This window comes from Pseudomonas sp. EL_65y_Pfl2_R96 (assembly GCF_963970905.1).
Taxonomy (GTDB): Bacteria; Pseudomonadota; Gammaproteobacteria; order Pseudomonadales; family Pseudomonadaceae; genus Aquipseudomonas.
In genome coordinates this window covers 234,889-245,589 of the sequence record NZ_CAXAQH010000001.1, presented here as the reverse complement: position 1 = coordinate 245,589, position 10,701 = coordinate 234,889, and the positions used below count along the sequence as shown (strand labels likewise).

The 10,701-nt window shown below is 57.5% G+C and carries 13 protein-coding genes and 1 pseudogene; 8 read left to right on the top strand and 6 right to left on the bottom strand.

What is annotated here, in order from left to right; genetic code table 11:
- Positions 1-9 precede the first annotated feature (9 nt).
- Positions 10-264, top strand: coding sequence for a hypothetical protein (locus AACY49_RS01140; protein WP_339521411.1), 255 nt, complete (start codon positions 10-12; stop codon positions 262-264).
- A 209-nt stretch (positions 265-473) separates the two neighbouring features.
- Positions 474-749 (top strand): colicin immunity domain-containing protein, encoded by a 276-nt coding sequence (locus AACY49_RS01135; RefSeq protein ID WP_339521410.1) that lies wholly within the window; start codon positions 474-476, stop codon positions 747-749.
- A gap of 76 nt (positions 750-825) precedes the next feature.
- Here the strand turns inward: AACY49_RS01135 and AACY49_RS01130 are convergent, their stop codons facing one another.
- Together AACY49_RS01130 and AACY49_RS01125 are read right to left on the bottom strand one after the other, a co-directional pair.
- Positions 826-1,098, bottom strand: a complete 273-nt coding sequence (locus AACY49_RS01130) for a hypothetical protein (protein WP_048397200.1) — start codon at positions 1,096-1,098, stop codon at positions 826-828.
- A 508-nt stretch (positions 1,099-1,606) separates the two neighbouring features.
- The gene (locus AACY49_RS01125; RefSeq protein ID WP_339521409.1) at positions 1,607-2,341 is read right to left on the bottom strand and encodes a DUF899 domain-containing protein; all 735 of its coding nucleotides are present in this window, start codon (positions 2,339-2,341) and stop codon (positions 1,607-1,609) included.
- Positions 2,342-2,542: 201 nt separating this feature from the next.
- Between AACY49_RS01125 and AACY49_RS01120 the strand changes: the two genes are divergently transcribed.
- Positions 2,543-2,935 carry a transcriptional regulator gene (locus AACY49_RS01120; protein WP_258697042.1) on the top strand — a complete coding sequence of 131 codons (393 nt, stop codon included), beginning with the start codon at positions 2,543-2,545 and terminating at the stop codon, positions 2,933-2,935.
- A gap of 137 nt (positions 2,936-3,072) precedes the next feature.
- Here the strand turns inward: AACY49_RS01120 and AACY49_RS01115 are convergent, their stop codons facing one another.
- The 3 genes from AACY49_RS01115 to AACY49_RS01105 form a co-directional block, all read right to left on the bottom strand.
- Positions 3,073-3,942: a DUF6279 family lipoprotein gene (locus AACY49_RS01115; RefSeq protein ID WP_339521408.1), complete on the bottom strand. Its 870-nt coding sequence runs from the start codon at positions 3,940-3,942 to the stop codon at positions 3,073-3,075.
- A 77-nt stretch (positions 3,943-4,019) separates the two neighbouring features.
- Positions 4,020-4,736: a TorF family putative porin gene (locus AACY49_RS01110; protein ID WP_258697040.1), complete on the bottom strand. Its 717-nt coding sequence runs from the start codon at positions 4,734-4,736 to the stop codon at positions 4,020-4,022.
- 209 nt (positions 4,737-4,945) lie between these two features.
- Complete coding sequence (locus AACY49_RS01105; RefSeq protein ID WP_017337097.1) at positions 4,946-5,134, bottom strand: hypothetical protein; 189 nt, start codon at positions 5,132-5,134, stop codon at positions 4,946-4,948.
- A gap of 352 nt (positions 5,135-5,486) precedes the next feature.
- Between AACY49_RS01105 and AACY49_RS01100 the strand changes: the two genes are divergently transcribed.
- The 3 genes and pseudogenes from AACY49_RS01100 to AACY49_RS01090 all read left to right on the top strand — a co-directional run bounded on the left by AACY49_RS01100 (position 5,487) and on the right by AACY49_RS01090 (position 8,162).
- Positions 5,487-6,323, top strand: a complete 837-nt coding sequence (locus tag AACY49_RS01100; protein ID WP_339521407.1) for a CvfB family protein — start codon at positions 5,487-5,489, stop codon at positions 6,321-6,323.
- A gap of 258 nt (positions 6,324-6,581) precedes the next feature.
- Positions 6,582-7,064 (top strand): annotated as a pseudogene (locus AACY49_RS01095) (cytosine permease); the annotation flags it as partial.
- A gap of 165 nt (positions 7,065-7,229) precedes the next feature.
- Positions 7,230-8,162, top strand: a complete 933-nt coding sequence (locus AACY49_RS01090; RefSeq protein WP_339521406.1) for a DMT family transporter — start codon at positions 7,230-7,232, stop codon at positions 8,160-8,162.
- Here the strand turns inward: AACY49_RS01090 and AACY49_RS01085 are convergent.
- A complete protein-coding gene (locus AACY49_RS01085; protein WP_339521405.1) occupies positions 8,098-9,288 on the bottom strand; it encodes an MFS transporter in 1,191 nt (396 codons plus the stop codon). The two genes, AACY49_RS01090 and AACY49_RS01085, sit on opposite strands and share 65 nt — an antisense overlap.
- A gap of 104 nt (positions 9,289-9,392) precedes the next feature.
- On the opposite strand from AACY49_RS01085, the gene ptrR reads away from it, so the two are divergent.
- Together ptrR and AACY49_RS01075 are read left to right on the top strand one after the other, a co-directional pair.
- Positions 9,393-10,286 carry a putrescine utilization regulator PtrR gene (gene ptrR / locus AACY49_RS01080; protein ID WP_258697035.1) on the top strand — a complete coding sequence of 298 codons (894 nt, stop codon included), beginning with the start codon at positions 9,393-9,395 and terminating at the stop codon, positions 10,284-10,286.
- A 140-nt stretch (positions 10,287-10,426) separates the two neighbouring features.
- Positions 10,427-10,555, top strand: a complete 129-nt coding sequence (locus tag AACY49_RS01075; protein ID WP_007914492.1) for a PA1414 family protein — start codon at positions 10,427-10,429, stop codon at positions 10,553-10,555.
- Positions 10,556-10,701 lie beyond the last annotated feature (146 nt).

Sequence of the window (10,701 nt, the reverse complement as noted above, 5' to 3'; positions counted from 1 at the left end):
GTTTTGGGTATGGGACGTGATTTGTTAAAAAAATTCTTGCAGGAAGAGTTAGACGCATCAACTCGTGAGGTTTTACGCTTGGCTATTATGGAGGCTAGGAAGTCAGGCAGTGTAGTGGCTGTTCGGGAGTTTGAGTTCAATCTGTTTGATGTAGTTATAGATTTTGAACGGCAGGTTGTCATCGTGCAGGATGTACTATTACCTGCGACGGATGAAGGGGTAAGTATTTCGCTCGCGGAATTTGTGAGGTTGTGTGGGATTTGACAGAAAGGGTGAAAGAAAAGGGGGTGGATTTATTTGTTACTAATTCTTCGAGTAAATAAAACTGTCCACTTTCTTCACGGTGACCTCCCACGACAGCAGCGTCGGTGACTACAGCCACGCGCGCGACTTCGCAAGAGAAGGGGGCAGGTTTTAAGTTGTACCCCGGGTACTGATCAGTTTATAAAGTTCATGAGGGGCGGAATATTGCGATGAGTACCACGCTTTTTGAATTTTCTAAATCTTTCGTTAATGAGAGGTTGAATGCTTGTGTATTTTCAAATGCTTATATTGAGCTTTGGAGGATAGAGGGGCAGCAAGGTCTTTGTAAGTTGGATGATCCTAAGTTGAGTGGTTGCTTGTCGAGCATTTTTTGTGTGGCGGATTTGTATAATCCTGATTCTGATAGGGAGGAGTATGAGTTTGATGAGGTGCAACTTCGTACCAAGGTTTCAGAGTTTATACAGAGTGCCGAGAGCGGGGTTTAGATAGTCCTTGGAGTGGGGCTATTAGTTTTTTGTATACCCCATATAAAACGTGCGACCCACAGGTCGCCCGTTTTATTCACTCCGCTGCTTGCGCCCGCAACCGCCGACCAATCACATCCATCAAATCACAGCCATCACGCAACGGTATGGCCAGCAGTTTGGAAAAGTCCGAAAGCACCACCGTGTCGCAACCAATCTCGGCGCGAAAGGCGATGTTCTCCAGCACTTGGGTGACCGTGCGAATGCGGTAATCCGCCATCGCGTGCAGGACGTCAAGTGGCGCTTGGGTATCAATAAGCAGGGAAGCCGGGATCAGGTCGATTCCGGTGAGGGGCATGTATCTATCCATAGTTGAAGCCTCGTTTAGTTTGCTGAGACTGCCAGCAGATCGTCGCCAAACGAAATGGGGTGGCAGCTGTACGCAGGTTGGCGAACCGGAAACGAGTAACCGGCAGACCCGAAGGTCTCCCGCGCACAACTGCCATAAAAAGCAGTTTTGCGGATGCGGAGGCACCTGCAAATCAGCAGACAGCTCTCGCACTCGTTAGTCAGGTCGCCAAACCCGGCCGCCATGTGGACGACGGGCGGACTATAAGCTTCATCGTTCCAGCGGTGCAAGGCGCCTGATTCCGAGGTTGTTGTAGGGCATTTGTCGCAGTTGTAGTCAGTCAACCGGACGCAACCTACAGACCACCATATAACCTTGTGGGAGCGAGCTTGCTCGCGATAGCGGTGTGTCAGTCATCATCAATGTTGAATGTCAGTCAGTCATCGCGGGCAAGCCCGCTCCCACAGGGGATTTGTGGTGTTCACGGATGTTGTGTTCAACCCGAGCCAATGCCCGCGATGGTTGCGGTCTACCCCCCATGACAGCAACTGGCCGCTGCCTTGTCCTCATACCGGTCGTGATGCCTCACCCAATCCATGATCTCCTCTTCATTACGCCCCTTGGGCGTGAGATCGAGGTAGTTGTAGGCGCCGACCAGCAGGTCCAGACCCCTCGCATAAGTTGAATAGGTGTGGAAAATCTCGCCCGCTTCGTTGCGATAAAACACGCTGAGCCCTGGGAGTTCTTCTTCAGCCCCGTCGGATTTTTCGTAGTTGTAGGTAGCTTTTCCGGCGGCGACGTCTTCGGCTCGGGCGCAGACGCCAAAGTCGTAGTTGAAGTCGCAGCCTTCGGACGAGACCCAGTCGAATTTCCAGCCCATGCGCCGTTTGAAGGGTTGGAATTCGGCAAACGGTGCGTGGGAAACCGCGACCACGGCGACGTCGTGGTGGGCCAGGTGCTGGTTGGCGCCGTCGATGTGGTCGGACAGGAACGAGCAGCCGGGACAGCCTTCGTCCCAGCCAGCGGCGAACATGAAGTGGTAGACGATCAATTGGCTGCGGCCGCCCAACAGGTCGGCCAGGCTCAGTTCGCCGTTGGGGCCCTGGAAGCGGTAGGGTTTGTCGATTTTCACCCAAGGCAGAGCACGGCGTTCGGCGCTGAGTTTGTCTCGTTCCTTGGTGAAGGCTTTTTCGTGGGCCAGGTGTTGTTTACGGGCGGCGAGCCATTCTTCCCGGGACACGACCGGATGATCCTGAATGTTCATGGTGATTTCTCCTGCGAGGCTTCGGTGAGGCCGAGCCGCGCTGCGGGTTAAACCGTCTTACACAGCCTAGTCGTTTGGCCTGCGCTCAAATCGACAGGCCGCCGGTCGGTAGGGCGAAATACCTCGGCTGAACGGCTGCCCTCCCGCTTGGTCACAACCTATGAAGGACATTTCACTCTCGGGCTTGGAGGATGAATCAGGATGACGACTTATAACTGGGATTTGATTGAACGCTTGCTGCATGAAGTGCAGAACGGTGCTGGCCACAGTTTCACTCCACGGCCCTACGCCGAGCAGTATGTTGCGGAAAAAGCCTCCGCGGGCGAGGCGATCGAGAATCTGGATCACCTGAAAACGGTGGCGGGTGAGTACGAAAAGTTACTGTTGGGACGGGGTTATATCGAGCCTCGACCGGCGGATCAGGGCGGCAATGGCGCGAACTACATTTTGACGCCTCGGGGCTCGAGTTTGTTGAGCCTGATCGACAGCTGCATTCCGGGGAATGAGCATCCGCGGCAGGTGCTGGATGAGCAGGAAGATGCACTGGATGAGCTGACGTTTGATGACGTGGCGTCGAAGGCGCAGATTGCCTGAAGATCACGCTTACCTCCTGTGGGAGCGGCGGTGCGGCGATCCGACTTGCTCGCGAATGCGGTTCAACATTCAAAATCTATGTCGACTGTCACACCGCATTCGCGAGTAAGCCCCCACATTGGATTGTGGTGGTCCGCTTAATTCTGCCGCGCCGCCTTCAGGCATCTCAAATCAGTGAAATCCTTGCGCATGCCATCGATCTTCTTCAGTAACTGTTCACGCTGAACCGGTGTGCGCTCGGCCATCAAGTCCAGCAGCAACGCCCGAGCCTGGGCTTCGGCGTTGGTGTAGGCCTCACGATATTCAGGTGTCCACAAACGCTCGCGATTCACCAGAAGCGTCTCGATTTTCTGTGGGAAATCCGGACTCTGCCGTTGCGCGACTGCCGCGCTGAATTGCTGTTGCCAATGGGCGCGGTTGGCAGCCCATTGCTTGTTCTTGTCACCCAAGGCATTCGACCACGCCAATACCCGTTGCTGTTGGGTTGGAGTGAGCGGGCCGAGCCAGTCATTCAGGCGTTTTACCATGCGCTTGCTCCGCTCTTTGATCTGTTGCTCGAGCGACGGCTTGAGGTAGTCCTGTTGACGTTTGCGCTGGTCCTTGGCGAAAGCGTCGTTCATTTCCGCGACTTGCTTGTCATCCAGCCCCTGTAACAGCTCGATGGCTGACGGGGTGATTTCCTGGGCGGTTTCGGCGATGGCCTGTTTGGCTTCCTGGGTACGGGTTTGCAGCGCGGCGTCGGTGATTTGGTTGGTCTCGACCATGGTCTGTAAACGATCCAGCCAGTCGAGGTAGCCGGGCAATTGCGTGGTGCAGTGCCAGTTCAGGTGTTCCTTGAGGCGCTCGTTGAACCAGTCTTTTTGCTCGTGGTTCATGTCCAGGTAGTCGCTGAGCGTCCAGGGAATGATCACGTCCAGGTTGCGGTAAGCCAGACCCACGCGGCTGCACGCGGCGACAGTGAGGCTGAGGGTGAGGATGACGGTGATCTGTTTCCACCAGTGCGACATGGCGAGTCCTTGCGAAGATCTGGCTTCTTATTGGATTCTCTTATGTGATCGCTGGATGAGCCCGGCAGCTCAGCCGATCAATAGAAGGCGCGTGCGGCCTTGAGGGTGACCAGGCCATCGCACTCGCTATTGTGGCCGGAATAGGCGGAGCAATCGCTGCCGCTCAGGCTTGAGTCACTGTAGATCAAGTCCAGATCGATGCCCATGAACGGCCGGGACAATTTCACTGACCAGTCGGTAAAACTGCCGACATACCCACCGTCGACGGACACCGGTGTGTTGAGTTGGTGGGTGGTGTATTTCAGGCTGACCCCGATGCCGAACGGCTGATTGCCGCTGAGGTCGGCGAACAGGGTGCTGTTCTGTTTGTCCGGGTCGTTGCTGAAGGCTGCGCCGAAGCGGCTACCCAGCAGGGTCAGGCCGCCGAAAAGCTCTTGGCTGTCGAGGGTGTCCACTTTCGGGTAGCTGTATTGGATCATGCCCACTTCGTAACCGAGGGATTGATCGAAAGGCTGTTTGAAGCCCATATAGGAATCGACTTCAAGGTTGCTCGAAGGGCTCAGTCCCATGCTGGGGGACCATTGACCCACGTAGAAGCCGCTGTCATGGCTCAGGTCGAGGCCTCCGTGGAACGAGCCGGTTGTCGAGGGTTTGACCAGCCCCTGGGCCATGCTGCGGCTGGGGGTGGTGGCGAGTTTGAGATCGAAGTCGCCCAATTCGCGCTGGAAGACTTGTGCATCGGTACCCGAACACCACAGCAGGCTGCCGAGCAGGAAAAGAGAGGGCTTGAACATGCGTCACTCCATGAGCAGCGAGGAGCAGATACTGAAAATCTGCTGAAACGCTTGATCCAGACACGTGCAAGCATACCGGCGAATGTTCGGCATCGAGGGCCGTTCGTCGATTGTTGAAATATTGATTTGTTTGATGGGGTAGTGCGGGAGGGTTCCAGTCCAAGCGCTTCGAAGCTCAAAGCGCTTAGGGACCAGTTAAAGCGGGGGAATTACTTTTTGCCCAGCGTGATCTGCTTGGACGGGCCGAACGTCTGGCCGCTGACGCCTTTGGCAATTTGCTGGATCTCGCCACCGGACTTGAGGAACGCTGCGATCTGGTTGTTGATCGATTCGCTGGTTTCAACGGCTGGAGCTGGCTTTGCTTTGCTGTTGGATGCTTTTACACGCATGGCGGCCATTAACCTGTAGAAAATTAACTTGGCCAGGCATCGTACAGGAAATACTTGACAATTGCTTGGTAAATATCATCCCGAAATACACGCAGCAGGCGCGCGAATATTCGCAAGTTATTATTTTGAATAGTCCCCTAAGCTGCTGTTTTAACTAAAAACCTCGCTGGAGAAATAGCGCTTTTCGGGTGGGCCGGCCAAGGGGCGGACCACCCGAACGGCCTGACGAGCGGCCAGAATCACCCGGCAAACCCCGCGAAAATTAAGGCTTGCAGAGGATTTTCTTGCACCACCGGGCCGGCCGCCGAACGCCGCTCGCAAAACCGGGTAGAATGCCGCCCACGCAATGAGGGTATTGGACATGGCTTTAGTCGGGCGCTACAACAGTTTGCAAGTGGTTAAACACACTAACTTCGGTTTATATCTGGACGGTGGCGCGGATGGTGAAATCCTTCTGCCTAATCGTTATATCCCTAAAGATATTCCCAGCGAAGATGAAGACTGGCTCAACGTTTTTATTTATCTGGACAGCGATGACAAACTTATCGCTACCACCGAAAAGCCGAAAGTTCAGGTCGGTGAATTCGCCAGTTTGAAAGTCGTTGAAGTCAACAGCATCGGCGTGTTTCTGGATTGGGGTTTGCCGAAGGATCTGCTGCTGCCGTATTCCGAAGAAAAGCGCCAGATGACCGCCGGCGAGTATGTCGTGGTGCATGTCTATCTCGACAAGCACACACGGCGCATCACCGCCACGGCGCGTCTGGACCGTTACCTGGACAAGTCCCCGGCCAATTACACCCCGGGCCAGGAAGTTGATTTGCTGGTGGCCGAAGCGACCGATATGGGCTTCAAGGCAATCATCAACAACAAGCACTGGGGCCTGATCCACAAGAACGAAATCTTCAAGTTCATGCGCGCCGGTAAAGAAGAGAAGGGCTTTATCAAAGAAGTCCGCGCCGATGGCAAGATCAGCCTGAGCCTGCAACCGGTGGGCGAAGAAGCCGCCACCAGTCTGAACTCGAAGATTCTTGCCAAGTTGCGCGACAACAACGGCACCCTGCCAGTCAGCGACAAGAGCGACCCGACGCTGATCAGCAGTATGTTTGGCGTCAGCAAGGGCAACTTCAAAAAGGCCATCGGTGCGTTGTACAAGAACGGCCAGATCGTCATTCATGCTGATCGCATTGAACTGAGCTGACCTTACGCCGGCCCCTGTAGGAGCTGCCGCAGTCTGCGATCTTTTGATCTTGATCTTTTACAGTCAAAAGATCGCAGCCTGCGGCAGCTCCTACGATAAGCGTCGGACGCAAAACTCCAGGCTAACCACAAATCCAATGTGGGGGCGAGCCTGCTCGCGATCGACTGCGCAGCAGCCACCTATCTCTTTGTATACATAATGCCCTGCACCGTTTGCAGGCGCGGACGCCCTGTTCATGGGCATTATCACCCCCATTACGATATCGCTGCCAACTTCGTCTCCCCGGCGTTCGACTTCGCCAACGTCGCCCCGAGCAAAATCAGTTGGCGCGCCGGCGGCATGATCGCCGCCGTGGCGTCGATCTTCATCACCCCGTGGAACCTGTTCAACAACCCCGAAGTGATTCACTACACCCTCGACGTGCTGGCAGCGTTCATCGGCCCGCTGTTCGGGATTCTGCTGGTGGATTACTACCTGATCAAAAAGCAACAGATCGACGTCGATGCGCTGTTCAATGACGGCCCGAGCGGGCGTTACTACTACAGCGGCGGGATCAACTGGACGGCGAAGGCACTGATTCCGGCCACCCTGATGGGCGTTGCGATCACGTTCACCCCGGTGCTCCAACCGATGGCCAACTTCGCCTGGTTTACCGGCTGTTTCCTCGGTGGCGTCCTGTACTTCGCACTGGCCAAGCGCAAGCAGGCACAGCAATCGGCGGCGCTGATCATCGCGGGATGACGCACGCGACGATCTAAAGGTCTTTTGCAGGCACCTTTTTCTGTCCATCTGGTTAATAATCGACAGCATCATTTTTCGCCCCGGTGCCTTCTGTTCAACAAGAAGGCCGGGGCTTTGCTTTTACTGTCGAGTCACTGCCATGGATTGTGTTATCGAGGTGTTCCGGTGAGCGTCAGCCGGCGTAGCGCCGATGGGTTTGCCCTGCAAGTGATGGTCGGGTTGTGCCTGATCTGGGGTGTGCAGCAGGTGATGATCAAATGGGCCGCACCTGACATCGCGCCGGTCATGCAGGCGGCGGGGCGGTCGGGAATTTCCGCGTTGCTCGTAGGATTGTTGATCTGCTGGAAGGGTGGCTGGGATCAGGTCGGCGCTACCTGGCGCGGTGGTTTGCTGGCCGGCGCGTTGTTTGGCCTGGAGTTCTTCTTCATTGCCGAAGGCCTGCAATTGACCACGGCGGCACACATGTCGGTGTTTCTCTACACTGCGCCGATTTTCACCGCGTTGGGCGTGCATTGGCTGCTGCCGAGTGAGCGTTTAAGACCGGTCCAGTGGCTGGGGATTGTTCTCGCCTTCATCGGCATTGCCATTGCGTTTGCCGGTGGCGTGTCCTGGGACAACCTCGACCACCGCATGCTGATGGGCGATGCCTTGGGCGTGCTGGCCGGCGCGTCGTGGGGCGCGACCACCGTGGTGGTGCGCGCCTCGCGTCTGTCGGAAGCGCCGGTGACCCTGACGCTGTTTTATCAACTGATCGTCGGCTTCGTCGGCCTGCTGTTGATCGCAATCCTCAGCGGTCAGGTCACCCATGTCAGCCTGACCACGGTGGCGGTGGCCAGCGTGCTGTTTCAGGGGCTGGTGGTGTCGTTCTTCAGTTACCTGACCTGGTTCTGGCTGCTGCGCCGTTATCTGGCGGCGAACCTGGCGGTGTTTTCGTTCATGACACCGTTGTTCGGCGTCACGTTCGGCGTGGTGCTGCTGGGCGAAGCACTGAGCCTGAACTTCGTGATTGGCGCGGTGCTGGTTCTGCTGGGGATCACTTTTGTGAGCGCAGAGCAGTGGGTTCGCCGTCGTTTACGCAAAGCACTTGGGCAACCCTGACCGGGCGCAGCAGTAAACCGCCGGCGATGATCAAGCCGCTGCCGGCGATCACCAGCGCGGGTTGCAAACCACCGCTGAAATGGCTGCTCAGCGCCGCCAGTAACGGCCCGCTGAGCTGACCCACGGCGAAACACGCGGTCAGTAGCCCGGCGTTGCGCTGGGTGGCGTGGGGCGCGAGTTCCCGGGAGCGCTGCATCACCAATTGCATGCAGGCCAGGAACGGCCCGCCACACAGGATCACCCCCAGCGCCAGGCCGGCACCGCTGCCCAACAGGCAGGTGAAGACCCCGGCCGCCTGCAACCACAACGTTGCCATCAGCCAATGACGAGTGGTATTCGGGTTGTGCCGACGCAGGCTTACCAACACGACCCCGGTCGCCGCTGCCAGGCCGAAGCACGGCCAGAACAGATCGGCTTGCCATTGTCCATGAAACTGCGCGCTGGCCATCTGCGAGAGGAAAGTGGCCGGGATGATGTAGCCCAAACCGTACAACCCATAGATCACCGGTAAACGTCCGACACCTTGCGCACCCGACGTGGTGGCAGGCGGTGTTGCCGTAGAAGGGCCGGCCGAAAGCGGCAGGAGCGGCAGAATCCCCAGCAGCATGACCAGCCCGACACCGGCATACACCAGCCACAACGTTGCAGACGTCTGACCCAGAAGGTTCGAGCCCAAGGCCAGCAAGCCCGTCAGAAAAATCCCCAGACCCGGTCCGGCAAAAACCAGGGCACCGAGCCGCGGGCGACCAACCGCCGCTGCCAGCGGCTGGCTCAACGCGGTAATCATCACCAACACCCAGGCACTGGCCACACCCGTGCTGAAACGCAGCGCCAGATGCGACCAGAACCCGTTGGCCCAGAACGAGGCCAGGGTCAGCAGCACACAGAGCCACAAACCACCGAGCAGGCGCCGACGAACCTGATCGGGACGACGGGCGAACATCGCGTCCACTGCGCCGACGAAGTAGCCGAGGTAGTTGGCGGCGGCAATCAGACCGGCGGCGGTCAGGTCGATCTGACCCTCGCTGAGCAAGTGCGGCAGTTGCGGCGTCAGGGCGAAACGCCCGATGCCCATGGCCATCATCAGGGCGATGAAACTGGCGGTTAAGCGAATCAGAGGGGACATGGTCTGAGTTCCGTTTCGAGGATCAATGACCGTCAGGCTAGGACTGATTGACTTTCTTTAAAAATGAATAATAGTGAGAAACTTGTTCTGATTTGGAGAATGGCATGGAATTCAGCCAATTGCGGATTTTCCAGGCAGTGGCGCAAGAGGGCTCCATTACCCGGGCCGCTGAGCGCCTGCATCGCGTGCCCTCCAACCTGTCGACCCGGCTCAAACAGCTTGAAGAGCAACTTGGCGTCGAACTGTTCGTGCGCGAGCGTCAGCGTTTGCAGTTGTCACCTGCGGGAAAAGTCCTGTTGGACTACACCGCCAAGTTGTTCGCCTTGCACGACGAAGCCCACGCGGCGGTGCAGGGCGGGCAACCCGCCGGGGATTTTGTTCTTGGCACCATGTACAGCACCGCCGCGATTCACTTGCCAGAGCTGTTGGCGCGTTATCACCGCCGCTACCCGGCGGTGAACCTGCAAGTGCAATCGGGGCCCAGCGGCGAATTGCTCGAAGGCCTGCTCACCGGGCGCCTCGACGCGGCGCTGGTGGACGGCCCGCTGGAACTGGCCGGGCTCGACGGCGTGCCGTTGTGCGACGAACGGCTGGTGCTGATCAGCGAGGCCGATCATCCGCCGGTGCGTAGTGCGCTGGATGTCGAAGGGCGTTCGGTGTTTACGTTTCGCCAGGGCTGTTCCTACCGGATGCGTCTGGAAGCCTGGTTCGCCCATGACCATGCGGCCATGGGCCGGGCCATGGAGATCGAGTCGTATCCGGGAATGCTGGCTTGTGTGATTGCCGGTTCCGGCGTGGCGCTGATGTCGGAGTCGATGCTCGCCAGCCTGCCGGGGCGCGAAAGCGTGGCGGTGCACCCGTTGGTCGAGCCGTTCGCCAGCGCCACTACCTGGCTGATGTGGCGCAAAGGCATGGTCGGGGCCAACCTGAATGCATGGATCGAGCAGCAGCAGGCGGTGTATCCGTCTGCAGCGATTCAGGCCCAGGCATTTGCTTGAACGGGCGTACTAGGATTTGGATCAATTTAGTAACAGATCATTGCGATCTTGGGCGAGCATTGCGTAGGACTTAGGACTATTATCAGTGCGAAGGGGCTACGGAACTTCGGCCGCTCGGCACGACCCTGAAGGGGGGCATCATGAAAGAGAAAATCCAAAACTGGCTGCATGACCTGGGTGTCGCACTCGGTTTGATTGAACCGCCTCTGCAACCCGTGCCTATTCGCACGGACGACGAACAACGTCGCCGCCAGCAGCGCCGCCGGTAAGTCTGGTAAATCACCTGTGGCGAGGGAGCTTGCTCCCGCTGGGGCTCGCAGCGGCCCCATTCATCGCCACTCAGGTGGGGCAGGTTGAGCGCGAGTGCAGCTTGCGATTGCTGTGCAATCGAGCGGGAGCAAGCTCCCTCGCCACA